Source organism: Burkholderia sp. 9120, from assembly GCF_000745015.1.
GTDB lineage: Bacteria > Pseudomonadota > Gammaproteobacteria > Burkholderiales > Burkholderiaceae > Paraburkholderia.
Genome location: NZ_JQNA01000001.1, coordinates 1695939 through 1719120, shown reverse-complemented (window position 1 = coordinate 1719120; position 23182 = coordinate 1695939). Strand labels below are relative to the sequence as shown.

Here is a 23182-nt window from a genome sequence, read left to right as displayed (position 1 = left end):
CAACGCCGGAGCGTTCATGTCTTCCCAGCAACAAATCGCACAATCCGCATCAACGTTGCAGTCGGTTCCCTCCTACCTGAATAAAGACGACCTCGGCCCGTGGGGCAACTACCTGCGCCAGGTCGACCGCGTCGCGCCGTACCTCGGCTCCCTGTCCCGCTGGCTCGAAACCCTGAAGCGCCCAAAGCGCATTCTGATCGTCGACGTGCCTATCGAACTCGATAACGGCACGGTCGCGCATTTCGAAGGCTATCGCGTGCAGCACAACGTGTCGCGCGGTCCGGGCAAGGGCGGCGTGCGTTATCACCAGGACGTGACGCTGTCGGAAGTGATGGCCTTGTCGGCATGGATGTCGGTGAAGAACGCTGCGGTGAACGTGCCGTACGGCGGCGCGAAGGGCGGTATCCGCGTCGACCCGCGTACGCTGTCGCGTGGTGAGCTGGAGCGCATGACGCGCCGCTATACCAGCGAAATCGGCATCATCATCGGACCGAATACCGACATTCCCGCGCCGGACGTGAACACGAACGAGCAGATCATGGCGTGGATGATGGACACGTACTCGATGAACCAGGGCCAAACGGCCACGGGCGTCGTGACCGGCAAGCCGATCATCCTCGGCGGTTCGCTGGGCCGTCGTGAAGCGACGGGCCGCGGCGTGTTCGTGGTCGCTAGCGAAGCGGCACGCCGCATCGGTGTCGATATCGAAGGCGCGCGGATTGCGGTGCAGGGCTTCGGCAACGTCGGCGGGATCGCCGCGCGTCTGTTCCAGGAAGCGGGTTCGAAGCTGGTCGCGGTGCAGGATCACACCGGCTCGCTGTACAAGTCGACCGGTATCGACGCAGTTGCCTTGCTCGATCACGTCGCTAAGACGGGCGGCGTGGGCGGTTTCCCGGAAGCGGACGCCGTCACGAACGAAGAATTCTGGAACGTCGAATCGGACATTCTGATTCCGGCTGCGCTGGAAAACCAGATCAACGAGAAGAATGCGGCCAAGATCAAGACGAAGATCGTCGTGGAAGGCGCCAACGGCCCGACCACCACGGCTGCGGACGACATCCTGCACGATCGCGGCATTCTCGTGATTCCGGACGTGGTGGCCAACGCCGGCGGCGTGACCGTGTCGTACTTCGAATGGGTGCAGGATTTCTCGAGCTTCTTCTGGACGGAAGACGAGATCAACCAGCGTCTGGAACGCGTGATGCGCGAAGCCTTCGCCGCGGTATGGCAAGTGTCGAGCGAGCAGAAGGTGTCGGTGCGGACCGCGGCGTTTATCGTCGCGTGTAAGCGGATTCTGGAAGCGCGCGAACTGCGCGGCCTGTATCCCTGATCGTTCTGCGTGAAACGGCGGACTTGCGTACTCGCGGGTCCGCTGGACGTTTCAGCTTCAGTTTCAGCGTCAAATCGTTAGCTTCAACGCGGTCCACAAGACGGCGTGTTTGACCCGGCGGGCGGCATCGTATCGATGCCGCCCGCCTTTGCATGTCCGGCAGCGGCGTAACGCCGCTGCCGCAAGCGCCGCGAAACCGTAGCGGCGTAGGCACAACACCATGGTTTATCGCGATACTTTCAAAATAATTACTTTGCTAAACTGGCGCCGGTTCTTGCCAAGGAGATCACCACATGAAGGTTAAAAAAGCTGCGCTGCTGCTCGCGACTCTCGGACTGTTTACCGTTGGCGCGCATGCGCAAGACGCGGGTACGCTGAAAAAGATCAAGGACACGGGCGTCATTTCGCTGGGTCACCGCGAATCGTCGATCCCGTTCTCGTATTACGACGACAAACAGAACGTCATCGGCTACTCGCAGGAATTCGCGCTGAAGGTGGTGGAAGCCGTCAAGCAGAAGCTGAACATGCCGAACCTGAAGGTGAAGCTCACGCCGGTCACGTCGCAAAACCGTATTCCGCTGGTGCAGAACGGCACCGTCGACATGGAATGCGGCTCGACCACCAACAATGCTGAACGTCAACAACAGGCCGCGTTCTCGAACACGATCTTCGTGATCGGCACGCGTCTGATGACCAAGAAAGACTCCGGCATCAAGGACTGGGCCGACCTGAAGGGCAAGACGGTCGTGACGACCGCCGGCACCACCTCCGAGCGCCTGCTTCGCAAGATGAATCAGGACAAGAGTATGGGCATGAACATCATCAGCGCGAAAGACCATGGCGAGTCGTTCCTGACGCTCTCCACCGGCCGTGCCGCTGCCTTCATGATGGACGACGCATTGCTTGCGGGCGAACGCGCCAAGTCGAACACCCCGACCGACTTCGTGATCGTCGGCACGCCGCAATCGCACGAAGCGTACGGCTGCATGATTCGCAAGAACGATCCTGAATTCAAGAAGGTCGTGGACGACGCGATCGCGAAGGTCGAAACCTCGGGCGAAGCCGATGCGATCTACAAGAAGTGGTTCGAATCGCCGATTCCGCCGAAGGGCCTGAACCTGAACTTCCCGGAAAGCGATGACATGAAGGCGCTCTTCAAGAGCCCGAATGACAAGGCAATCGATTAAACCTTAGCTGTTTTTTTGAAACGCTGAACGGAACGGAAGGGGCCACGCGCTTCTTCCGTTTCTTTTTGCTGGAGTCTTGGTCATGTCATATCACTGGAACTGGGGCATTCTGCTGAGTCCGGTCTCCACCGGCGAGCCGACCACCTACCTGGGCTGGCTGCTGTCCGGCTTCTGGGTGACGATTACCGTGTCGCTGTCGGCATGGGTGATCGCGCTGATCGTCGGATCGTTTTTTGGCGTGCTGCGTACGGTGCCGAACAAATGGGCGTCGGGCGCCGGCACGGTTTACGTCGCGGTTTTCCGCAATATCCCACTGATCGTGCAGTTCTTCATCTGGTATCTGGTGATACCGGAGTTGCTGCCCGTATCCATCGGCAACTGGTTCAAGCAACTGCCGCCGGGCGCGCAGTTCTTCTCGTCGTCGATTCTGTGTCTCGGGCTGTTCACCGCCGCGCGTGTTTGCGAGCAGGTGCGCTCGGGCATCAACGCGTTGCCGAAGGGTCAGCGCGCCGCGGGTCTGGCCATGGGCTTCACGCAATGGCAGACCTATCGCTACGTGCTGCTGCCGGTCGCGTACCGCATCATCGTGCCGCCGCTCACGTCGGAGTTTCTGAACATCTTCAAGAACTCGGCGGTTGCTTCGACGATCGGTCTGCTGGATCTGTCCGCGCAGGCGCGTCAGCTGGTCGATTACACGTCGCAAACGTATGAGTCGTTTATCGCGGTCACGCTGGCCTATGTGCTGATCAATCTGGTCGTGATGCAACTGATGCGCTGGGTCGAAGCCAGAACCCGGTTGCCTGGCTATATCGGAGGCAAGTAATGCACCATTTCGACTGGAGCGGTATTCCGGGCGCACTGCCTACGCTGTGGACCGGCGCGATTGTCACTTTCCAGATCACGCTGATCGCGATCGTGTTCGGTATCATCTGGGGCACTATTCTCGCAATGTTGCGGTTGTCGTCGTTCAAGCCTTTCGTGTGGTTCGCGAAGGCTTATGTGACGATCTTCCGTTCCATTCCGCTGGTGATGGTGCTGCTGTGGTTCTTCCTGATCGTGCCGCAAGTGCTGCAGAACGTGCTCGGTTTGTCGCCGGACATCGACATTCGCCTTGCGTCGGCCATGGTCGCGTTCTCGCTGTTCGAGGCGGCCTATTACTCGGAGATCATCCGCGCCGGCATTCAGGCGGTGCCGCGCGGGCAGGTCAACGCGTCGTTCGCGCTCGGCATGAACTATTGGCAGGCCATGCGTCTCGTGGTGCTGCCGCAGGCTTTCCGCGCCATGGTGCCGCTGCTGCTCACGCAAGGTATCGTGCTGTTTCAGGATACGTCGCTCGTCTACGTGATCAGCCTCGCCGACTTCTTCCGCACCGCCACCAATATTGGCGACCGTGACGGTACGAATATCGAAATGGTACTGTTCGCGGGCGCATGTTACTTCGTGGTCTGTGTGATCGCGTCGAGCCTCGTCAAAGGTCTTCAGAAAAAGGTCGCAAGATGATCTCAATCAAGAATGTTTCGAAGTGGTACGGTCAATTCCAGGTGCTGACCGACTGCACGACGGAAGTCAAAAAAGGTGAAGTGGTGGTGGTGTGCGGACCGTCGGGTTCGGGCAAGTCCACGCTGATCAAGACCGTCAACGGCCTCGAGCCGTTCCAGAAGGGCGAGATCATCATCAACGGCCAATCGCTGACGGATAAGAAAACCAATCTGTCGAAACTGCGTTCGAAGGTCGGCATGGTGTTCCAGCATTTCGAGCTGTTTCCGCATCTATCGATCGTGCAGAACCTGACGCTCGCGCAGGTGAAGGTGCTTGGCCGTTCGAAAGACGAAGCGAACGCGAAGGGCCTGAAGCTGCTCGATCGCGTGGGCTTGCGCGCGCATGCGGATAAGTTTCCGGGGCAGTTGTCGGGCGGTCAGCAGCAGCGGGTGGCGATTGCGCGCGCGTTGTCGATGGATCCGATCGCCATGCTGTTCGACGAGCCGACCTCGGCGCTCGATCCGGAAATGATCAACGAAGTGCTCGACGTGATGGTCGAACTCGCGCAGGAAGGCATGACCATGATGTGCGTCACGCACGAAATGGGCTTCGCGAAGAAGGTCGCGCACCGCGTGATCTTCATGGATCAGGGTTTGATCGTCGAAGACGACCGCAAGGAAGACTTCTTCGCGAATCCGAAGTCGGATCGTGCGAAGGATTTTCTGGCGAAGATTCTGCACTGAGTTGCAGACGGGCCGCGCGGGTTGGATCGCGCGCGGCTTCGTTGGCTGGAATCAGAAACAGAAAAGCCGCTCCTGGGAGCGGCTTTTCTGTTTCTACGTCTATTCGGTGCTTAGCGATCAGGACTCGAACGCGGCCGTATCGTCCGCGGCTTCGAGATCGAGTTCGGCCAGGGCCGGCTCTTTCGCATCGTCGGTCGCGGCAATCGTCGTGGCCGATGCCGATGCATCCAGCGCCGGGTTCCGCAACTTCTCAAGCACCGAAGCCGGCACCGGCACGTTGACGCGGCCGATCACTTCGCCGTGCTGGAACATCATCAGATCGCCCGGTTTGAACGCGGTCCAGACTTCGTTATCGGTCAGCGGCTTGGTCGCGATTACCGCGACGCGGTCTTCCGGCGTTGTGTATTTAGCGAAGTCGATCGACACGTCCGCGTCGACCAGATGAGCGGTGGAAAACGGCCAGCGCCGCACGATGTAGTGCAGATGCGTCGAGCAATGCGAGAACAGCGCCTGACCGTTCGACATCAGGAAATTGAACACGCCGAACTGCGTGATTTCGCGCGTGAGGGTTTCGAGCGCGGCGAACAGTTCGTCGAGCGGTGGCTGTTGCGCGCCGGGAAAGGCCTTACGCAAACCTTCGAGCAGGGCGCAGAAGGCGAGTTCGCTGTCGGTCGTCCCGACCGGTTGATACACGCCCGACAACACCGGCGAATAGTCTTTCAGATCGCCGTTATGCGCGAAGATCCAGTGACGCCCCCACAATTCGCGCATGAACGGGTGGCAGTTTTCGAGCAGGATATGCCCTTGCGTCGCCTTGCGAATGTGCGCGATGGTGTTCTTCGATTTGATCGGATAGCGTTTGACCATTTCGGCGATCGGCGAGGTGGCCGACGATTGGTGGTCGATGAACAAACGGCACGCTTTATCTTCGAAGAAGGCGATGCCCCAGCCGTCGGCATGGTGATCGGTGACGCCGCCGCGGGCCGCAAAGCCGGTGAACGAGAACGTGACGTCCGTCGGCGCGGCGCAGTTCATTCCGAGAAGTTGGCACATGTTGCGGGTGAGCCTGTGAACGGGGCGAGCCGTTACAATGATGATTTTCCAAGCATATCATCGAGCCAGAAGCGCCAAATAGCAAAATTGACGTGGGTTTGTGCCGCAAATGACGGTTTGACCGCATCAATTGGCTTTTTTCGCTGAGCCTCGTCCCCACTCGCCATGACCGCATCCAACGCTTCCATCGACTCCATCACGCTCGCCCGCCCGGACGACTGGCACCTGCATGTTCGCGACGGCGCCATGATGGCCGCCGTTCTGCCGGACACCGCGCGCCAGTTCGGCCGCGCGATCATCATGCCAAATCTGAAGCCGCCGGTGACCACCACGGCCATGGCCGCGGCGTACCGCGAGCGGATCGTCGCCGCGATTCCGGAAGGCGCGAAGTTCGAACCGCTGATGACGTTGTATCTCACCGACAACACTCCGCCCGACGAAATCCGCCGCGCGCGCGAAAGCGGTTTCGTGCATGGCGTGAAGCTGTATCCGGCGGGCGCGACGACCAACTCGGACGCGGGCGTCACCGACGTCATGAAGTGCGCCAAGACGCTTGAAGTCATGCAGGAAGTCGGCATGCCGCTGCTGGTGCATGGCGAAGTGACGGATGCGTCGATCGATCTGTTCGATCGCGAGAAGGTGTTCATCGACCGTGTGATGACGCCGCTGCGCGCTGCGTTTCCGGCGCTGAAGGTGGTGTTCGAGCACATCACCACGAAAGACGCGGTCGACTATATCCGCGAAGCCGGCGTGGCGCCGGGGCTGCTGGGCGCGACGATCACCGCGCACCATCTGCTGTACAACCGCAACGCGATCTTCCTGGGCGGCATTCGTCCGCATTACTACTGCTTGCCGGTGCTGAAGCGCGAAACGCATCGCGTGGCGCTGGTCGAGGCGGCGACATCGGGCAATTCGCGCTTCTTCCTCGGCACCGATAGCGCGCCGCATCCGAAGGGCTTGAAGGAACACGCGTGCGGCTGCGCGGGTTGCTATACGGCGCTGCACGCGCTCGAGCTTTATACGGAAGCGTTCGACAACGCCGGCGCGCTAGATAAGCTCGAAGGCTTTGCGAGCTTCTTCGGTGCGGACTTCTACGGCCTGCCGCGCAGCACTGAGCAGGTCACGCTGCGTCGCGAGGAGTGGACGCTGCCGGCGGAGTTGCCGGTCGGCGATACGCCGGTGGTGCCGCTGCGTGGCGGCGAGTCGATTGGTTGGCGCCTGGTCTGAGCTTGCCGGCGTTGAGTTCCATGCAGGTGAGCGAGGTTCAGCGCGCGGGCTTCGCCGGGATCGACTGGTCGATGCCGTGGTTCGCGCAGTTTGCCGGGCGCGGCGAGCGTTGGCAGCAGGCCGCGCTAACGAGCTACACGGCATTGCTCGCTGAAATGAACGCCGACGCCGCCGTGATGGGGCAAACCACGGGGCGCGGCGAGCGCCTCGCGTTCATCGCGCAAGACGATCTGCCGCCCGGCGCGTCATACGAGGCGCATATCTCGGCGACGGGCTGCGTGCCGACGCGCCACAATCTGCACGACTTCTTCAACGCGTCGATGTGGTTTGCGTTTCCGCGGATCAAGGCGGCGCTGAACGCGCGGCAGTCGGCGGCCATCGACGTGTTGGGCGTCGGTCCAACCCGCGGCGGCGTGCGCGATACGCTGACTTTGTTCGATGAAAACGCGTTGCTGTTTGCATGTGCCGATCCGGTGTTGAGCAACGCGCTGCGAGGTTTCGACTGGCAGACGCTGCTGGTCGCCCGGCGTGACGCGTGGGGCGCTAGCTGCGAAGTGCGCTGCTTCGGTCATGCGTTGCTGGAAAAACTGATCGCGCCGTTCAAGGCCTGCACGGGGCACGCGTGGATCGTCGACGTGCCGCCCGAGTATTTCGATTGGGACGTCATAGAGCGAAACGCCTGGCTGGACGCATCAGTCGGCACGGCGCTGCTGAACACCGAAGCGTTGACGAGCCGTATGTTCGCGCCGCTCCCTGTGCTGGGCATTCCGGGCTGGTGGCCTGACAACGAAGCGCCCGCGTTCTACGACGACGCTTCAGTATTTCGTTCCGGACGACGAATTCGTTAAATCCAAATGCGTGGTGTGGCGTGGTAACGGACGTCGAAAATGTCCGGCGACGCCGCGAAAGCGCGCCCGTGTGGCCTTGTCCACCTGGCTATTTCGACCGCCGATGCGGAGCATCCGTCCCACAGGTGTTAAAATCCGGCCCAGCAAAGCAGGCTAGGCAGTCGCGGCCTCTGCGGCTTCGGCCAAAGAGGGCGAGGAAAGTCCGGACTCCACAGGGCAGGGTGATGGCTAACGGCCATCCGTGGTGACACGCGGAACAGGGCAACAGAAAGCAAACCGCCGATGGCCCGGCGCAAGCCGGGATCAGGTAAGGGTGAAACGGTGCGGTAAGAGCGCACCGCGGCTGCTGCAAGGCAGACCGGCACGGTAACCTCCACCCGGAGCAATTCCAAGTAGGCAGGCTAGCATCTTCGAGATGCAGGGCGGTGCCCCCGTCACGTCTGCGGGTAGGAAGCTTGAGCGCGTCAGTAATGGCGCGCCTAGAGGAATGACTGCTACGCGCGCGGCGTTTTCGGACGTAGCGCGTGCACAGAATCCGGCTTATCGGCTTGCTTTGCCACCCAAACAAAAAATGCCGGCGTCCGTCAGGACGTCGGCATTTTCTTTTGCGGCGCGGGTTTTACCCGCTCGCCGATCCGGCGGTCAGCGCACGGTGCGGGTTTGCTCGTGCTGCACTTTTACGCCGCTGCGCCGAGTTCGCGCTCAGCCCGCGACGATGTCGAACGAGTGCGTCAGTTCAGCGGTCTTCGCGATCATGATCGACGCCGAGCAGTATTTATCGTGCGACAGATTGATTGCGCGTTCCACAGTGGCCGGGTTCAGGTTCTTGCCGGTCACCGTGAAGTGAAAATGAATCCTGGTGAAAACCTTCGGATCTTCGCTGGCGCGCTCGGCCTTCAGCGTCACTGAGCAGCCGGCGATTTCCTGGCGGCTTTTCTTCAGGATCATCACGACGTCGTACGCCGTGCAGCCGCCCGTGCCGAGCAGCACCATTTCCATCGGACGCGGCGCCAGATTGCGGCCGCCGCCCTCGGGCGCGCCGTCCATGGCCACCAGATGGCCGCTACCCGTTTCGGCCGCGAACGCCATGCCGTCTTGCCCCATCCAGCTTACTTTGCATTCCATGCTGTGCTCCACCGCGCTGCGCAATATCGAGACGGCATTGTAGCCCGGGGTTTGCGGATTCGCCCGAGGCGACTTTGGCCGGAACTTATGCGTAATGACGGCTTGCGTGTTGCGCCGCCGCATGTTCAGCCGATTCGGGAATGCCCTGATCGTTTTAGGGGTTTTACTCTAGGCGATGTCTGTTCGAAACGAGGGGTGAGAGCGGTTTATCTATTGATTTATAAGGGAATTTTGAGATTTTTATTGTTGTGGCTCAATTGTCACACTGTGAAATCGCGTTTCACAATGCAAATGTTCTTGCGTCGCACAAGGGTGCCTCATATAATCGTTTCCATCGGTTGCAGCAGTTGCGCAACCTCCGCTGTCTCCTCCACCTCCTCCTTTGGTGGATTAAACCCGAACCGCTCGTTCGGGTTTTTTTTCGCCCGTGTTTTGCGCTCGTATGCCTGCCCCGTCCTCGCGCCGTTTTGCTCGGATAGACGCCAAAGCGCATCAAATCACGCCGGTCTGGCCCGCAAATCGACGGATATTTCCGGCAAACTCCCGCACGTTTTGACTTGCGGAAGGAAATTCCATTATAATTCAAGGCTTTTCCGCATCCGCGCCCGCGGAGGAAGAACTAGGGAGAGCCTGCACGCGCCTCGATGCGCACACTACAAGCAGGAAAAAACACATTGGGCGCAGCATTTTTTTTGGATCGATCATGAAGACGTTTTCCGCAAAAGCCCATGAGGTTACGCGTGAATGGTACGTGATTGACGCGACGGATAAGGTTCTCGGGCGTGTCGCCAGCGAAGTGGCACTCCGTCTTCGCGGCAAGCACAAGCCTGAATTCACTCCGCACGTCGACACCGGTGATTTCATCATCGTTATCAACACGGGTAAGTTGAGAGTCACGGGCAACAAGGCTACTGACAAGAAGTACTATCGCCACTCGGGCTACCCGGGCGGTATTTATGAAACGACGTTCAGCAAGATGCAAGAACGCTTCCCGGGCCGTGCGCTCGAGAAAGCGGTCAAGGGCATGCTGCCGAAGGGTCCGCTCGGCTACGCGATGATCAAGAAGCTGAAGGTCTACGCTGAAGCAACGCATCCGCATTCGGCGCAACAGCCGAAAGCGCTCGAGATCTAAGGGGAGCCCACATGATCGGTAACTGGAATTACGGCACGGGCCGCCGCAAGAGCGCCGTCGCACGCGTCTTCATCAAGGCAGGCAAGGGCGACATCATTGTGAACGGCAAGCCTATCGCCGATTACTTCTCGCGCGAAACGTCGCTGATGATCGTGCGTCAGCCGCTGGAACTCACGAACCACGGCGTCACGTTCGACATCAAAGTCAACGTGAACGGTGGCGGTGAAACGGGTCAAGCCGGTGCGGTTCGCCACGGCATCACCCGCGCGCTGATGGACTACGACGCAACGCTGAAGCCGGAACTGTCGAAGGCTGGCTTCGTGACGCGTGACGCTCGTGAAGTCGAACGTAAGAAGGTCGGCTTCCACAAGGCACGTCGCCGGAAGCAATTCTCGAAGCGTTAATCGTTTCGGGTGCGAGCCGGCTCTCGGGCCGGTGCGCTGCAAAAGCCGCCAACGCTTTCGCGAAGGCGGCTTTTTTTATAGCTTCGCCGTTTGGTGGTTTCTCCGTTGGCTGGCTCCGCGGCTCCGTCGCGCTGTCCGGTCGCAGCAAATTGGGCTGCCGCGCTGCGGCGCTTTGCGCGATTCGAACCGGGTGGCGACGCCAAGCCGCGCTCCCGCTCGATTCCTCGGGAAGAACCCATTGATTCTGTGGGGTTAAGCACGATATTGAGATCAGCCCTACAATAGCGGCTAGAAGCTTTTTGGAGAGTCCGAATGAACGCAGTCACCGAAACACCCGTGACCGAAATGCCCGCCCCCTTCGTTTTTACCGACGCAGCGGCTGACAAGGTCAAGCAACTGATCGAAGAAGAAGGCAATGCGGAGCTGAAATTGCGCGTGTTCGTGCAAGGCGGCGGCTGCTCGGGCTTTCAGTACGGTTTTACGTTCGACGAAGCCGTCAACGAAGACGACACCGTCATGAACAAGAGCGGCGTCCAGTTGCTGATCGATTCGATGAGCTACCAGTATCTGGTTGGCGCTGAGATCGACTACAAGGACGACATCAACGGCGCGCAGTTCGTCATCAAGAACCCGAACGCTTCGACCACCTGCGGTTGCGGCTCGTCGTTCTCGGTGTGATTGCTGCGGCCTGAGCGCGAGTTGTACGAATAAAAAACGGGGCCTCGGCCCCGTTTTTTATTGTCTGCACCTACGCGTACGTGTGCGCTACACCGCCGCGTTGATTTGCGCGTACGCAATTCAGCGCGGGTAGATCGCGCCCAGCACGCGTGCCGCTGCCGCGCCTGTGACCGCCGGCAGGTTGCCCGGCAGCCGCGCCACGCAGCGCATGGCCAGCCACGCGAAGGCCAGCGGCTCGACCTGGCTCGGCGGGACGCCGAGCGCGTCGGTCGTCATCACCGGGACGCCGCTCACGCCGCTGTCCTCCAACGCCTGCTGCAGCGCTTTCAGAATCTCAGGATTGCGCGCGCCGCCGCCACACACATAGACCGCCTTGGCATCCGATGCATGCCGCTCGATTTCACGCGCCACCGTCACCGCGGTCAGTGCGACAAGCGTCGCTTGCACATCGGCCGGGGCAAGCGAGGCGAACGGCTGGAGCTTCGCATCGAGCCATTCGGGGTTGAACAGGTCACGCCCCGTACTTTTGGGCGGTTGCTGCGCGAAAAATGGCTCATCAAGCAGCGCATTCAGCAACGTGCGATCCACCTGGCCGCCGGCCGCGAAATGGCCGTTTTCGTCGAAAGGCTTGCCGAGATGGCGCTGCGCCCACTCGTCGAGCAGCGCGTTCGCCGGCCCGCAGTCGAAGCCGCGCACGCCGCCTGTCGCATTGAGAACCGTGATGTTGCTGATCCCGCCAAGATTGCAGACCACCCGGGTTTCGTTCTTCGCGCCGAACACCGTGGCGTGAAACGCCGGCACCAGCGGCGCGCCCTGGCCGCCGGCCGCGACGTCGCGGCTGCGGAAGTCGGCGATCACGTCGATATGCATCATTTCCGCGAGCAGCGCCGGGTTGTTGATCTGCCGCGTATAGCCCTTTTCCGGCCGATGCCGCACCGTCTGCCCGTGTACCCCGATCGCGCGCACTTCCGTGGCGGACACGCGGCTTTCGCGCAGCAGTTCGTGGCAGCACACCGTGTAGCGGGTGGCGAGCGCGTTGGCGGCCAGGGCTTCGCGTTCGATCTCGTTGTCGCCGGGCTGCTGCAGCGCGAACAACGCGTCGCGCAGGCCCGCTGCGAAGCCGACGAACGCCTCGGCCAGCACCACGGGCGCCTTGCCTTCGGCAAATCTCACGGCCACGCCGTCCACACCGTCCATGCTCGTGCCGGACATCAATCCAAGGTAGACGCCGTCTGCGGTGTCTTGCGCCACGTTGCTGCTCCTGTCGAGGTTCGTTGCGATTGGTTGTAGCAGATTATCCCGCGAAGCGCGGTCGAATATAAAGCGCCGTGATGCCAACAGCCGGGCACGTCGCGCGGAAAATGTGCAGAAATCGCGCACCGCCGGGCCGCTTGCGACGGCGCCAGTGGGCGCGGCGGCGCGCATCTATGGGACAATCTCTTTTTTTTCGCGACTTCAAGTTTCCAGCATGAGCACCGAGTCCACCAAGCCTAACCCCGCTGCCGTCCTTCCGCTCACCGACGAAGTTCATCACGCGCTCGCCGTCACCAAACGCGGTGTCGACGAACTGCTGATCGAAGACGAATTCGCGCAAAAGCTCGCGAAGAGCGCCGCGAGCGGCAAGCCGCTGCGTATCAAGCTCGGGCTCGATCCGACCGCGCCGGACATCCATATCGGCCATACGGTCGTGTTGAACAAGATGCGCCAGTTGCAGGACCTCGGCCACACGGTGATTTTCCTGATCGGCGATTTCACGTCGCTGATCGGCGATCCGTCGGGCCGCAACGCCACGCGGCCGCCGCTCACGCGCGAACAGATCGAATCGAACGCGAAGACGTATTTCGAGCAGGCCGCGCTGGTGCTCGATCGCGATAAGACCGAGATCCGCTACAACAGCGAATGGTCGATGCCGCTCGGCGCCGACGGCATGATCAAGCTCGCATCGCGTTACACGGTGGCGCGTATTCTCGAGCGCGAAGATTTCACCAAGCGCTTCCAGGGCGGCGTGCCGATCTCGATCCACGAGCTCCTGTACCCGCTGATGCAAGGCTACGACTCGGTCGCGCTGAACGCCGACCTCGAACTCGGCGGCACCGACCAGAAGTTCAACCTGCTGGTGGGCCGTGAGTTGCAGAAGCAGTACGGCCAGGAACAGCAGTGCATTTTGACCATGCCGCTGCTCGAAGGGCTCGACGGCGTCGAAAAGATGTCGAAGTCGAAGAACAACTACATCGGCATTAGCGAAAAGCCGACAGATATGTTCGGCAAGCTGATGAGCATTTCCGACGTGCTGATGTGGCGTTACTTCGAACTGCTGTCGTTCCGCCCGATAGACGAGATCGCCGGCTTCAGGAAAGAGATCGAAGCGGGCCGCAATCCGCGCGATTTCAAGGTGATGCTCGGTCAGGAGATCGTCGCGCGCTTCCACTCGCAAGCTGATGCCGAGCGTGCGCTCGAGGACTTCAACCATCGCGCGAAGGGCGGCGTGCCGGACGATATCCCGGCGGTGACGCTCGCGGGCGCGCCGCTCGCCATCGGCCAGTTGCTCAAGCAGGCGAACCTGGTGCCGTCGACCAGCGAAGCGCTGCGCAACATCGAGCAGGGCGGCGTGAAGATCGACGGCGCGACCGTGTCCGACAAGGGGCTGAAGGTCGAAGCGGGCGAGTACACCGTGCAGGTCGGTAAGCGCCGTTTTGCACGCGTCACGCTGACGGCCTGATCGCGCTCGATCGGAATCACTCAGCAATGACACGAACGCTGCTGCAGCGCGAGTCAAACCCAGAGTCGGAGTCGCGCCGATGATCGCGCTGATCCAACGCGTGCGGCGCGCGGAAGTGCGCGTGGCCGACCGCGTGACCGGCGCGATCGAAGCGGGCTTGCTCGCGCTCGTGTGCGCCGAACGCGGCGACACCGAGGCGGCCGCCGACCGACTGCTCGCCAAGGTGCTCGGCTACCGCGTGTTTAGCGACGCGGCCGGCAAGATGAATCTCTCTGTGCAGAATCTGGACGGCGCCGGGCGCGCGGGCGGCTTGCTGCTCGTGTCGCAGTTCACGCTGGCTGCGGACACCAACAGCGGCCTGCGTCCCAGCTTTACGCCGGCCGCACCGCCGGACGAGGGCAAGCGCCTCTTCGATTATTTCGTTGCCGCCGCGCGTGGCAAGCATCCGATCGTCGAGACCGGCGAGTTCGGCGCCGACATGCAGGTGTTGCTCGTCAACGACGGCCCGGTCACGTTCTGGCTGCAGACCAACGCCTGATTTACCGGCAGTTTTTGTCCCTGGCAACACGGCGGCGCGCTTGCGTTCGCCTCTCCCTCCAGCCGCTTTTTGCGACAATAGCGGTTCGGCATAACCGGCGAATGGCGCCCACTTTCATTCCATGACCACGCAGATTCTGTTCATCCGGCACGGCGAGACCGATTGGAACCGCATCAAGCGCATTCAAGGTCACATTGACATTCCACTGGCGACGACCGGTCTGGCCCAGGCGCAACGTCTCGCGCGTCGTATGGCCGACGAGGCGAAGCAGGGCGCGCGACTCGACGCGATCTATTCGAGCGACCTGCAGCGCGCGCAGCAAACCGCGCAGCCGATCGCGGACGCGCTCGGCCTGCCCCTGCAGCTTCGCGAAGGTCTGCGCGAGCGCTCGTACGGCGCGTTCCAGGGCCATGACAGCGACGAGATCGCGCTGCGTTTCCCCGACGAATATGCGCACTGGCAAACACGCGACGCCGGCTTCGCGCCGCCGGACGGCGAGTCGCAACGCACGCTTTACCACCGCGTATTGCATGCGATCGAACCGCTGGTCGCCGCGCATCCCGGTGGACGGATTGCGTGTGTCGCGCATGGCGGCGTGCTGGATTGCGTGCGCCGTTTCGCCTGCGATTTGCCGCTCGACGCGCCGCGCGATTACGCGTTGCTCAACACGAGTGTGAATGTGGTGGATTTCGACAGCGGCCGCGCGACGATCGTGTCGTGGGCGGACGTGTCGCATCTCGACGCGCCGAGTTCGGACGACACCTTCAAGAAGGTCCCGGAACCGGGCCGTTAAGCGCAGGAGCGCCGGAGCACAGCGAGGGCTGCGCTCCAGGTTGATGCCCCGACTCAGGTCGCAGCCGAATTCCAGATACCCGGCAACGCGCTCGACGAGTCCGGCGCGGCCAACCCGAAATGCCGGTACGTGAGCATCGTCGCAACGCGGCCGCGCGGCGTGCGCTGCAGGAAACCTTGCTGGATCAGATACGGTTCGAGCACGTCTTCGATCGTGTCGCGCTCTTCACCGATAGCGGCCGCCAGATTGTCGACGCCAACCGGGCCGCCGTCGAACTTGTGCAGGATCGCTTCGAGCAGCTTGCGGTCCATCAGGTCGAAGCCGACCGCGTCGACGTCGAGCATTTTCAGCGCGGCGTCGGCCACTTGTGCGGTGATGTTGCCGTCGGCTTTCACCTCGGCGAAATCACGCACGCGACGCAGCAGGCGGTTCGCGATCCGCGGCGTACCGCGTGCGCGCCTGGCGATTTCGATTGCGCCATCAGGATGAATCTGCGCGTTCAGCAGCGAGGCCGAACGCGTGACGATGCGCGCCAATTCCTCGGCGTTATAAAACTCGAGCCGTGCGACGATCCCGAAACGGTCGCGCAGCGGATTGGTCAGCATGCCTGCACGGGTGGTCGCGCCGACCAGCGTGAACGGCTGCAGGTCCAGCTTCACGCTACGCGCGGCTGGCCCTTCGCCGATCATGATGTCGATCTGATAATCCTCCAACGCCGGGTACAGAATTTCTTCGACAACCGGCGAGAGCCGGTGGATTTCGTCGATGAACAGGACGTCGTTGGCTTCGAGATTGGTGAGCAGCGCGGCCAGATCGCCGGCGCGTTCGAGCACCGGACCGGACGTTTGCCGCAGATTGACGCCCATTTCCCGCGCGATGATGTGCGCGAGCGTGGTCTTGCCGAGGCCCGGCGGCCCGAAGATCAGCACGTGGTCGAGCGATTCGGAGCGGCGCTTGGCGGCCTCGATGAAGATTTCCAGCTGGCCGCGCACTTTTTCCTGCCCGACATATTCGTCGAGCTGGCGCGGACGCAACGCCCGCTCGAACGCTTCTTCGTTCGACGAGACGGGCGTGGGCGCGATGATGCGCTCGGCGGCAAGTTTGTCGGTTTCGATCATCTGGTCATTGTACCGCGCTGGCCTCGTGGCGAAACCCGGCCGAACGGCCAGGGTGCGCTAAGCCCATGGCCTGTGCGAAGCTGTACCGGTCGCATGCAAGGCCTAGGTCCGGAGCGCAGCGTCAGCCCTTGGACAACGCTTTCAGCGCGAGCTTGATGCCCTCGGAAACGCCGGTGCCGGCCGGCACGTTCTTGACGGCCGCCAACGCTTCTTTTTCGGAGTAACCCAAGGCGAGCAGTGCGTTCAGGATATCGGAGGCGTGGTCGGAGGCCGACGCCGCGCCCGCCATCGCGCCCAGGTCGGCGCCGAGCTTGCCCTTCAGTTCGAGCAGCAGGCGCTCGGCCGTTTTCTTGCCGATGCCCGGCACGCGTGTGAGGCGAGCCGCGTCCTGCATCGTTACGGTTTGCGCCAGTTCGTGCACGCTCATGCCGGACAGCACCGCGAGCGCCATGCGTGCGCCGATGCCGGAAATCTTCAGCAGTTCGCGGAACGTGGCGCGTTCGTCGGTGGTGCCGAAGCCGTACAGCAGATGCGCGTCTTCGCGCACGATCATCTGCGTGAGCAGCACGACGCGTTCGCCGGTCGAGGGCAGGTTGTAGAACGTGCTCATCGGCACGTCGACTTCATAGCCGACGCCGTTGCAGTCGACGAGCAGATGCGGCGGGTTTTTTTCCAGCAGAACGCCGGCAATGCGACCGATCATGGCGGATTCGATTTCGAGAGAAAGGGCGAGTGTAGCGTAGCGGGTGGGGCGCGCGCGATGCTGGCGGGTAATGGCGGTCGTAACCGAAAGGGCGGCCTCGAGTGCAACCGCATGGATAGCCGTAACCGCAGCGGCAAGGTCAGCCGCAACGGCGGTTGACCCGCGCGATCTGCCCCAATAGACTGAGATCCCTTTTGGCGGGTTCTCGCCCGATTCAACCAGAAGGAGCTTCCATGCTGAGTCTCACCACCCTCGCGCTGTTCGCTGGCGCGTGTCTCGCGCTCACCGCCACGCCCGGCCCCGACATGTTGCTGATCGCTTCACGCAGCGTGAGCCAGGGTCGCGCGGCCGGCTTTGCTTCGCTGGTGGGTATTCAAGCCGGCACTTACTGCCACGCGTTGGCAGCCGCGTTCGGTTTGTCGCAACTCTTTCTCGCGGTGCCAATGGCCTACGACATCGTGCGATTCACGGGTGCCGCTTATCTGCTTTACCTGGCGTGGAAGACCTTCCGCGCGCAAGGCACGATGCTGTCGCCGGATGCGACGATGAATCGTTATCCAATTGGCCGGATTTTCCGTCAGGGCCTGTTCACGAATCTTCTGAATCCGAAAATGGCGCTGTTCGTACTCGCGCTGTTTCCGCAATTCGTGCGGCCTGAAGCGGGGTCGGTCGCATTGCAGATCATGCTGCTTGCCACCGTGCTGAACCTGATCGGGCTGATGGTGAACGGCGCGGTGATTCTGACGGCGAGCAAGCTGAGCCGTAAGCTCTCGGCGGGGCGCCGGCCGTCGCGCGTGCCGCAGTATGTGTTGGGGACGGTGTTTGCTGGCTTGGCTTGCCGATTAGCGTTGGCCAGCCGGAATTGAGCGGACCTGGCGCCAAACCGGCCAGCAACTGTCTGCGACCCTAGCCCACCAGCCGCCCGCGTCTCACGCGCAAGCCCTTCTTCGCGAGCGCCGGTGCAATACCGCCCAGCGTACTCAGCGTCGCACCGCTGTGCGCATGACAGATTGCCATGCCGAGCGCGTCGGCGGCGTCGGTGCCGGGCACGCCCGACAGGTTCAGCAGCCGCACCACCATCTGCTGCATCTGCTCTTTGGTCGCGCGGCCGTAGCCCACCACGGCCTGCTTCAATTGCAGCGCGGTGTATTCGGCCACCGGCACGCCGCCCGCGACCAGTCCGCAGATCGCCGCGCCGCGTGCCTGACCGAGCAGCAGCGTGGACTGCGGGTTGACGTTGACGAAGACTTTTTCGATCGCCGACTGATCCGGCGAGTGCTGGCGAATCAGCGTCGAGATGCCTTCGAAAATGGTGCCCAGACGCGAGGGCAGATCGGCGTCGGCGGTTTTGATGACGCCGCTCGCAACGTAATTGAGTGTGTGGCCGCTTTGATCGATCACGCCGAAGCCGGTCACGCGCAAGCCGGGGTCGATGCCGAGAATTCTCATGAGGTGCCGCAAATGCCGTAAAAACCAGGTGCTTGCGATACTACAACACGCACACCGCGTGACGGCCGGCAGGCGTCGAGATCGACGGAATAAAAGCGGCAACGTGTGCAGTTCAGCGGCGAGGACGCAATCGCATTCGCGGAGACAAAAGAAAACGGCCCGGCGGGAAATGCCGCCGGGCCGTTTCACTGAACTTGAGCTAGTCATCCAGGGCGAGCTGCCTTACCACGAGCCTACCAGGCCGCCGCCGCCACCGTCAGACCGGCCAAAAAATCAATGCCGGAAGTGACGCACACCGGTCAACACCATCGCGATGTTGTGCTCATCCGCCGCGCCGACCACTTCGTCATCGCGCATCGAGCCGCCCGGTTGAATCACGCAGGTCGCGCCTGCCGCCACCACCACATCCAGACCGTCGCGGAACGGGAAGAACGCGTCCGATGCCACCGCCGAACCCGTCAGCGTCAAACCGGCGTTCTGCGCCTTGATGCTGGCGATACGCGCCGAGTCCACGCGGCTCATCTGGCCGGCGCCGACGCCCAGCGTCATGCCGTTGCCGCAGAACACGATCGCGTTCGACTTCACGTACTTCGCCACGCGCCATGCGAACAGCAGGTCGTCCATTTCCTTCGGCGTCGGGTGACGCTTCGTGACCACGCGCAATTCGTGCGGCTGCACGTTCTTCGAGTCGAGCGATTGCACCAGCAGACCGCCGCCCACGCGCTTCAGATCGAACGCGTTGTGGCCGTCGCCCAAAGCGATTTCCAGCAGACGCACGTTCTGCTTCGCCGTGAACACCTGGCGCGCTGCCGTGCTGAACGACGGCGCGATCAGCACTTCGACGAACTGCTTGGCCACCGCTTGCGCCGCCGCTTCATCCACTTCGCGGTTGAACGCGATGATGCCGCCGAACGCCGACGTCGGATCGGTCTGCAGCGCCTTCGCGTACGCCTCGTGCGCGTCCGCGCCGATCGCCACGCCGCACGGGTTCGCGTGCTTGACGATCACGCAGGCCGGCACGTCGAAAGTCTTCACGCATTCCCACGCTGCGTCGGAATCCGCGATGTTGTTGTACGACAGTTCCTTGCCTTGCAACTGGCTGTAGTTCGCTAACGCGCCGGCCGGCACCGACAGATCGCGGTAGAACGCCGCGCTCTGGTGCGGGTTTTCACCGTAGCGCAGGTCCTGCACCTTGTCGAAGGCCAGGTTGAACGTAGCGGGGTACGTGTTGCGCGACGCGTGTTGCAATTCGTCGGTCAGGCTGGTCAGGTAGTTCGTGATCGCGCCGTCGTACTGCGCCGTGTGCGCGAATACCTTGGTGGCGAGGCGGAAATTCGTCTTGTACGACACCGCGTTGCTGTTCGCGCGCATTTCGTCGAGCACGACCGCGTAATCGGTCGGATCGACCACCACCGTCACATCGCGGTGATTCTTCGCCGCCGAACGCAGCATGGTCGGGCCGCCAATGTCGATGTTCTCGATCGCGTCTTCCAGCGAGCACTCTTCTTTCGACACGGTCTGCACGAACGGGTACAGATTCACGACCAGCAGGTCGATGGTCGGAATGTCGTGTTTTTCGAGCGCGGCCATGTGTTCCGGCAGATCGCGGCGCGCCAGAATGCCGCCGTGTACCTTCGGATGCAACGTTTTCACGCGCCCATCGAGCATTTCCGGGAAGCCCGTGTAATCGGCGACTTCGGTGACGGGCAGACCTGCGTCCGCGAGCAGTTTCGCGGTGCCGCCGGTCGACAGGAGCTTGACGCCGAGGTCGGACAGCGACTTGGCGAAGTCGACGATGCCGGACTTGTCGGAAACGGAGATGAGCGCTTGCTTGATCATGATGAAGACGAAAAGCCGAAGGGAAACGTGGCAGGGCGCGAGAAAACTACAACGAACTACAACAAACCGTGCTGTTGCAGCTTCTTGCGCAGCGTATTGCGGTTAATGCCGAGATACTCGGCGGCCAGCGACTGATTGCCGCCGGCCTGCTCGAGCACCACTTCGAGCAAGGGTTTTTCTACGCACGAAATAACCATGTCGTAGACGTCGTGCGGATTGGAGCCGTCGAGATCCTGGAAATATATCCCCAGGCTGTCGCGGACAGATTGTTCGATATTGTTCTTGCTCATGCTGCTAGTCGGTCGGTTGGGTCCGGCTCGCCGTTCTCGTTGAGCGTTTCGTCGACATAGACAAGGCGGTCGGAGATCGCCTTTTGTGCGTCGAAGAACTCGTTGACGGCGAGGAGTTGTTCGCGCGTGGTGTCCAGCGTATTCATGCGATGCCGGAACACGTTGGCGCCAGAAAGGCCGCGAGTGTACCAGCCGATGTGCTTACGCGCAGTGCGCACGCCGGTAAATTCCCCGTAGAACGCGTAGTGATCTTCGAGATGCTCGTTCATCACCTGCTGGATTTCGTCGATGCGCGGCGCCGGCAGCAACTCGCCCGTTTTCAGAAAATGTTCGATCTCGCGAAACAGCCACGGACGCCCCTGCGCGGCGCGGCCGATCATGATCGCGTCGGCGCCGGTGGCGGCGAGCACTTCGCGCGCCTTGTGCGGCGACGTAATGTCGCCGTTCGCGACCACCGGAATGCGCACGGCGGCTTTGACGGCGGCGATGGTCTCGTATTCGGCGTCGCCGTGATAGAGATCGGCGCGGGTGCGGCCGTGCACGGTCAGCATGGCAATGCCGGCGTTTTCGGCCAGATGCGCGACGCTCAGCGCATTCTTGTTGTCGCGATTCCAGCCGGTGCGGATTTTCAGCGTGACGGGCACCGCGTCGGGCCCGATGCCCACCGCGCCGACCACCGCCTCGACGATGCGCTGCACTAGCGGTTCGTTTTGCAACAGCGCCGAGCCGGCCGCGACATTGCAGACCTTCTTGGCCGGACAGCCCATGTTGATGTCAATGATCTGCGCGCCGTTCGCGACGTTGTGGCGCGCGGCTTCGGCCATCATGAGCGGATCGGCGCCGGCGATCTGCACGGAGATCGGCTCGACCTCGCCGGTATGGTTGGCGCGGCGCATGGTCTTCTCGCTTTTCCACAGCTGCGCGTTCGAGGCGACCATTTCCGACACCGCATAGCCCGCGCCCAGCCGTTTGCACAGTTGCCGGAACGGCCGGTCGGTCACGCCCGCCATGGGAGCGACGAACAGGTTATTACGCAGATTGTGGGAGCCGAGAGTGGGCATAGCGTGGACGCGCGGCGCGGCCGATTGCGCAAATTCTGTCAATCGGAGCGTTCGCGAAATGCGAGAGAAAACCACCATTTTAGCGTTAACAGATAGCCGGCACCCGACATGCGTGTGTCGTAACCCATTAAATCTTCTATGAAAGTGGTCCGATTCATAGAACCGGCATCTCACTTACGGTGCGCGCCGCGCCGCGTAAAAAGGCCGCGCGGCGCGAGCGGGCGGCGCGCCTAGCGGCGCTGTCCGAACATCATTTGACGCGCTAGCGCGGTTTTCACCGGCGGCACGAATTCGAGCGCGGTGAGCGCGAGACCGCGCACGATCGCGAGTGGGGCGAAGTCGACGGTGAACAGGCGCGCGAGCGTGTCGGTCGCGCCGATCGTGAGGCGCCGGTCGAGCGCGCGGCGTTGGGCGAAGGTGGCGAGCGCGAGCGGCGTGGGGCCTTCCGCGGACAACGCGTCGGCAAGCGAGTGCGCGTCGCGCAGACCGAGGTTTAGCCCCTGGCCGGCCACCGGGTGCAGGGTTTGCGCCGCGTTGCCGATCGCGACGACGCGGCCCTGAACGAGCGTCTCGACCGCGTTGAGGCCCAACGGGAACGACGCGCGGCCTTTGATCTGCGTGAAGCGGCCCATGCGGTCGCCGAAGGCCGCGCCGAGTTCGCGCAAAAAGTCCGCGTCGGAGAGTTGCGCGCGGCGTGCGGCTTCTTCCGGCGCGCAGCACCAGACCAGCGCGTAGTCGGCGCCGCGCACGCCGCCCATGGGCAGCAAGGCGATCGGACCTTGCGACGTGAAGCGTTCCCAGGCCACATGCGGTTGCGGCGAGGAGACAGTCACCGTGCCGACCAGCGCGGTTTGTCCGTAATCGCGCGAAGCACTGTCCTCGCCGGTTCGTTTGCCGGCCTTCTGATCGCCGAACAACCCGCCTTCGGCATTTACCAGAATCCGCGTGCGCAACGACCGCGCGACACCCGCCGTTTCGATCGGCAGCGTCACGCCGTCATGCTCCTGGGTCGGCGCGGCGGCCGAGGTCGAGCGGAACCAGTGCACCGGGCTCGCATGCACCGCTTCGGCGAGACCATGCACGATCGACCCGTAACGCAGCACATACCCCAGCGCCGGCAAGCCGTGCTCGGCATGATCGATCAGCGTGCGGCCGAAGTGTCCGCGCTGCGACACGTGAATGCGCTGGATCGCGGTGGCGTCGGCGGGCCAGCGCAGCGGCTCCAGAATCATCCGGCTGCCGTGCGAGACGGCGATTGCGCGCGGATCGGCGATCGAATCCTCCGGCTCGCGCGCGTCGACCAGCGCGATCTTCAGCGCCTGGGTCGCGCTGCGGCGCGCCAGCCAGCCGGCCAGCGCCAGCCCGACCGGTCCGGCGCCGACGATCGTCACGTCGAAGTCGTACGGATGAGCGGCCGAGGCGGGCTTCAGAATCACCGTCGACGGGGAAACATCGTTCATTGCGGA

At 62.4% G+C, this 23182-nt stretch carries 25 protein-coding genes and 1 other RNA gene; 15 read left to right on the top strand and 11 right to left on the bottom strand.

The genetic code is table 11. The features are described 5' to 3' along the window. Positions 1 to 16 precede the first annotated feature (16 nt). The 5 genes from FA94_RS07685 (at position 17) to FA94_RS07665 (ending at position 4739) form a co-directional block, all read left to right on the top strand. Positions 17 to 1330 carry a Glu/Leu/Phe/Val family dehydrogenase gene (locus tag FA94_RS07685; RefSeq protein WP_035548566.1) on the top strand — a complete coding sequence of 438 codons (1314 nt, stop codon included), beginning with the start codon at positions 17 to 19 and terminating at the stop codon, positions 1328 to 1330. Positions 1331 to 1623: 293 nt separating this feature from the next. Continuing rightward, on the top strand, positions 1624 to 2517 hold the full coding sequence (locus FA94_RS07680) for a glutamate/aspartate ABC transporter substrate-binding protein (protein ID WP_035548563.1): 894 nt from the start codon (positions 1624 to 1626) through the stop codon (positions 2515 to 2517). Positions 2518 to 2599: 82 nt separating this feature from the next. Further along, the gene (locus FA94_RS07675; RefSeq protein ID WP_035548560.1) at positions 2600 to 3340 is read left to right on the top strand and encodes an amino acid ABC transporter permease; all 741 of its coding nucleotides are present in this window, start codon (positions 2600 to 2602) and stop codon (positions 3338 to 3340) included. Continuing rightward, complete coding sequence (gene gltK, locus FA94_RS07670) at positions 3340 to 4017, top strand: glutamate/aspartate ABC transporter permease GltK (protein ID WP_035548559.1); 678 nt, start codon at positions 3340 to 3342, stop codon at positions 4015 to 4017. The genes FA94_RS07675 and gltK overlap by 1 nt, the downstream gene beginning before the upstream one ends. Then, positions 4014 to 4739, top strand: coding sequence for an amino acid ABC transporter ATP-binding protein (locus tag FA94_RS07665; RefSeq protein WP_035548557.1), 726 nt, complete (start codon positions 4014 to 4016; stop codon positions 4737 to 4739). The genes gltK and FA94_RS07665 overlap by 4 nt, the downstream gene beginning before the upstream one ends. 117 nt (positions 4740 to 4856) lie before the next feature. Here the strand turns inward: FA94_RS07665 and FA94_RS07660 are convergent, their stop codons facing one another. Both FA94_RS07660 and FA94_RS38535 read right to left on the bottom strand, forming a co-directional pair. After that, complete coding sequence (locus tag FA94_RS07660) at positions 4857 to 5792, bottom strand: class II glutamine amidotransferase (RefSeq protein WP_081935752.1); 936 nt, start codon at positions 5790 to 5792, stop codon at positions 4857 to 4859. Between the two features lie 32 nt (positions 5793 to 5824). Next, complete coding sequence (locus tag FA94_RS38535; protein WP_156126559.1) at positions 5825 to 5980, bottom strand: hypothetical protein; 156 nt, start codon at positions 5978 to 5980, stop codon at positions 5825 to 5827. Between FA94_RS38535 and pyrC the strand changes: the two genes are divergently transcribed. From pyrC to rnpB, 3 genes are all read left to right on the top strand, one after another. Beyond that, positions 5958 to 7019 (top strand): dihydroorotase, encoded by a 1062-nt coding sequence (gene pyrC, locus FA94_RS07655; RefSeq protein WP_035548553.1) that lies wholly within the window; start codon positions 5958 to 5960, stop codon positions 7017 to 7019. The two genes, FA94_RS38535 and pyrC, sit on opposite strands and share 23 nt — an antisense overlap. 20 nt (positions 7020 to 7039) lie before the next feature. After that, complete coding sequence (locus FA94_RS07650) at positions 7040 to 7867, top strand: DUF3025 domain-containing protein (RefSeq protein WP_035548551.1); 828 nt, start codon at positions 7040 to 7042, stop codon at positions 7865 to 7867. 145 nt (positions 7868 to 8012) lie between these two features. After that, positions 8013 to 8426: RNase P RNA component class A (gene rnpB, locus FA94_RS37205), an RNA gene on the top strand. A 143-nt stretch (positions 8427 to 8569) separates the two neighbouring features. On the opposite strand, the gene FA94_RS07645 is transcribed toward rnpB, so the two are convergent. Continuing rightward, positions 8570 to 8992, bottom strand: a complete 423-nt coding sequence (locus FA94_RS07645) for an OsmC family protein (RefSeq protein WP_035549512.1) — start codon at positions 8990 to 8992, stop codon at positions 8570 to 8572. 703 nt (positions 8993 to 9695) lie between these two features. Between FA94_RS07645 and rplM the strand changes: the two genes are divergently transcribed. The 3 genes from rplM to erpA all read left to right on the top strand — a co-directional run bounded on the left by rplM (position 9696) and on the right by erpA (position 11206). Further along, positions 9696 to 10124, top strand: coding sequence for a 50S ribosomal protein L13 (gene rplM / locus FA94_RS07640; RefSeq protein WP_035548548.1), 429 nt, complete (start codon positions 9696 to 9698; stop codon positions 10122 to 10124). Positions 10125 to 10135: 11 nt separating this feature from the next. Then, a complete protein-coding gene (gene rpsI, locus FA94_RS07635; RefSeq protein ID WP_035548545.1) occupies positions 10136 to 10528 on the top strand; it encodes a 30S ribosomal protein S9 in 393 nt (130 codons plus the stop codon). 312 nt (positions 10529 to 10840) lie between these two features. Next, a complete protein-coding gene (gene erpA, locus FA94_RS07630) occupies positions 10841 to 11206 on the top strand; it encodes an iron-sulfur cluster insertion protein ErpA (RefSeq protein ID WP_035548542.1) in 366 nt (121 codons plus the stop codon). 120 nt (positions 11207 to 11326) lie between these two features. Here the strand turns inward: erpA and FA94_RS07625 are convergent, their stop codons facing one another. Next, positions 11327 to 12457 carry an anhydro-N-acetylmuramic acid kinase gene (locus tag FA94_RS07625; protein ID WP_035549508.1) on the bottom strand — a complete coding sequence of 377 codons (1131 nt, stop codon included), beginning with the start codon at positions 12455 to 12457 and terminating at the stop codon, positions 11327 to 11329. A 217-nt stretch (positions 12458 to 12674) separates the two neighbouring features. On the opposite strand from FA94_RS07625, the gene tyrS reads away from it, so the two are divergent. The 3 genes from tyrS to FA94_RS07610 all read left to right on the top strand — a co-directional run bounded on the left by tyrS (position 12675) and on the right by FA94_RS07610 (position 15256). Further along, complete coding sequence (gene tyrS / locus FA94_RS07620; protein WP_035548539.1) at positions 12675 to 13925, top strand: tyrosine--tRNA ligase; 1251 nt, start codon at positions 12675 to 12677, stop codon at positions 13923 to 13925. A 79-nt stretch (positions 13926 to 14004) separates the two neighbouring features. Then, positions 14005 to 14463 (top strand): D-aminoacyl-tRNA deacylase, encoded by a 459-nt coding sequence (dtd, locus tag FA94_RS07615; protein WP_035548536.1) that lies wholly within the window; start codon positions 14005 to 14007, stop codon positions 14461 to 14463. Between the two features lie 121 nt (positions 14464 to 14584). After that, positions 14585 to 15256 carry a histidine phosphatase family protein gene (locus tag FA94_RS07610; RefSeq protein ID WP_035548534.1) on the top strand — a complete coding sequence of 224 codons (672 nt, stop codon included), beginning with the start codon at positions 14585 to 14587 and terminating at the stop codon, positions 15254 to 15256. A gap of 53 nt (positions 15257 to 15309) precedes the next feature. Here the strand turns inward: FA94_RS07610 and ruvB are convergent, their stop codons facing one another. Both ruvB and ruvA read right to left on the bottom strand, forming a co-directional pair. Continuing rightward, a complete protein-coding gene (gene ruvB / locus FA94_RS07605; protein WP_035548532.1) occupies positions 15310 to 16374 on the bottom strand; it encodes a Holliday junction branch migration DNA helicase RuvB in 1065 nt (354 codons plus the stop codon). Between the two features lie 121 nt (positions 16375 to 16495). Further along, a complete protein-coding gene (gene ruvA / locus FA94_RS07600; protein WP_035548529.1) occupies positions 16496 to 17077 on the bottom strand; it encodes a Holliday junction branch migration protein RuvA in 582 nt (193 codons plus the stop codon). Positions 17078 to 17310: 233 nt separating this feature from the next. Here ruvA and FA94_RS07595 point away from each other — a divergent pair, with 233 nt between their 5' ends. Continuing rightward, entirely contained in the window at positions 17311 to 17943 is a 633-nt protein-coding gene (locus FA94_RS07595; protein WP_035548527.1) for a LysE family translocator, read from the top strand. Positions 17944 to 17983: 40 nt separating this feature from the next. Here the strand turns inward: FA94_RS07595 and ruvC are convergent, their stop codons facing one another. The 5 genes from ruvC to FA94_RS07570 form a co-directional block, all read right to left on the bottom strand. Next, positions 17984 to 18526, bottom strand: coding sequence for a crossover junction endodeoxyribonuclease RuvC (gene ruvC / locus FA94_RS07590; protein ID WP_035548525.1), 543 nt, complete (start codon positions 18524 to 18526; stop codon positions 17984 to 17986). Positions 18527 to 18799: 273 nt separating this feature from the next. Further along, entirely contained in the window at positions 18800 to 20365 is a 1566-nt protein-coding gene (gene purH / locus FA94_RS07585; RefSeq protein WP_035548521.1) for a bifunctional phosphoribosylaminoimidazolecarboxamide formyltransferase/IMP cyclohydrolase, read from the bottom strand. Between the two features lie 56 nt (positions 20366 to 20421). After that, positions 20422 to 20655 (bottom strand): Fis family transcriptional regulator, encoded by a 234-nt coding sequence (locus FA94_RS07580; RefSeq protein WP_006049915.1) that lies wholly within the window; start codon positions 20653 to 20655, stop codon positions 20422 to 20424. Then, a complete protein-coding gene (gene dusB, locus FA94_RS07575; RefSeq protein WP_035549506.1) occupies positions 20652 to 21716 on the bottom strand; it encodes a tRNA dihydrouridine synthase DusB in 1065 nt (354 codons plus the stop codon). The genes FA94_RS07580 and dusB overlap by 4 nt, the downstream gene beginning before the upstream one ends. Positions 21717 to 21946: 230 nt before the next feature. Beyond that, positions 21947 to 23176, bottom strand: a complete 1230-nt coding sequence (locus FA94_RS07570) for a UbiH/UbiF/VisC/COQ6 family ubiquinone biosynthesis hydroxylase (RefSeq protein ID WP_035548518.1) — start codon at positions 23174 to 23176, stop codon at positions 21947 to 21949. Positions 23177 to 23182 lie beyond the last annotated feature (6 nt).

Coding starts and splice junctions, on each gene's coding strand:
- FA94_RS07595 (WP_035548527.1), top strand. CDS start 17,311: ATGCTGAGTCTCACCACCCTCGCGCTGTTCGCTGGCGCGTGTCTCGCG.
- FA94_RS07610 (WP_035548534.1), top strand. CDS start 14,585: ATGACCACGCAGATTCTGTTCATCCGGCACGGCGAGACCGATTGGAAC.
- FA94_RS07680 (WP_035548563.1), top strand. CDS start 1,624: ATGAAGGTTAAAAAAGCTGCGCTGCTGCTCGCGACTCTCGGACTGTTT.
- FA94_RS07650 (WP_035548551.1), top strand. CDS start 7,040: ATGCAGGTGAGCGAGGTTCAGCGCGCGGGCTTCGCCGGGATCGACTGG.
- pyrC (WP_035548553.1), top strand. CDS start 5,958: ATGACCGCATCCAACGCTTCCATCGACTCCATCACGCTCGCCCGCCCG.
- FA94_RS07570 (WP_035548518.1), bottom strand. CDS start 23,176: ATGAACGATGTTTCCCCGTCGACGGTGATTCTGAAGCCCGCCTCGGCC.
- ruvA (WP_035548529.1), bottom strand. CDS start 17,077: ATGATCGGTCGCATTGCCGGCGTTCTGCTGGAAAAAAACCCGCCGCAT.
- FA94_RS07665 (WP_035548557.1), top strand. CDS start 4,014: ATGATCTCAATCAAGAATGTTTCGAAGTGGTACGGTCAATTCCAGGTG.
- rpsI (WP_035548545.1), top strand. CDS start 10,136: ATGATCGGTAACTGGAATTACGGCACGGGCCGCCGCAAGAGCGCCGTC.
- dtd (WP_035548536.1), top strand. CDS start 14,005: ATGATCGCGCTGATCCAACGCGTGCGGCGCGCGGAAGTGCGCGTGGCC.
- ruvB (WP_035548532.1), bottom strand. CDS start 16,374: ATGATCGAAACCGACAAACTTGCCGCCGAGCGCATCATCGCGCCCACG.
- tyrS (WP_035548539.1), top strand. CDS start 12,675: ATGAGCACCGAGTCCACCAAGCCTAACCCCGCTGCCGTCCTTCCGCTC.
- FA94_RS07675 (WP_035548560.1), top strand. CDS start 2,600: ATGTCATATCACTGGAACTGGGGCATTCTGCTGAGTCCGGTCTCCACC.
- erpA (WP_035548542.1), top strand. CDS start 10,841: ATGAACGCAGTCACCGAAACACCCGTGACCGAAATGCCCGCCCCCTTC.
- dusB (WP_035549506.1), bottom strand. CDS start 21,716: ATGCCCACTCTCGGCTCCCACAATCTGCGTAATAACCTGTTCGTCGCT.
- gltK (WP_035548559.1), top strand. CDS start 3,340: ATGCACCATTTCGACTGGAGCGGTATTCCGGGCGCACTGCCTACGCTG.
- rplM (WP_035548548.1), top strand. CDS start 9,696: ATGAAGACGTTTTCCGCAAAAGCCCATGAGGTTACGCGTGAATGGTAC.
- FA94_RS07580 (WP_006049915.1), bottom strand. CDS start 20,655: ATGAGCAAGAACAATATCGAACAATCTGTCCGCGACAGCCTGGGGATA.
- FA94_RS07685 (WP_035548566.1), top strand. CDS start 17: ATGTCTTCCCAGCAACAAATCGCACAATCCGCATCAACGTTGCAGTCG.
- FA94_RS07645 (WP_035549512.1), bottom strand. CDS start 8,992: ATGGAATGCAAAGTAAGCTGGATGGGGCAAGACGGCATGGCGTTCGCG.
- FA94_RS07660 (WP_081935752.1), bottom strand. CDS start 5,792: ATGTGCCAACTTCTCGGAATGAACTGCGCCGCGCCGACGGACGTCACG.
- ruvC (WP_035548525.1), bottom strand. CDS start 18,526: ATGAGAATTCTCGGCATCGACCCCGGCTTGCGCGTGACCGGCTTCGGC.
- purH (WP_035548521.1), bottom strand. CDS start 20,365: ATGATCAAGCAAGCGCTCATCTCCGTTTCCGACAAGTCCGGCATCGTC.
- FA94_RS38535 (WP_156126559.1), bottom strand. CDS start 5,980: ATGGAAGCGTTGGATGCGGTCATGGCGAGTGGGGACGAGGCTCAGCGA.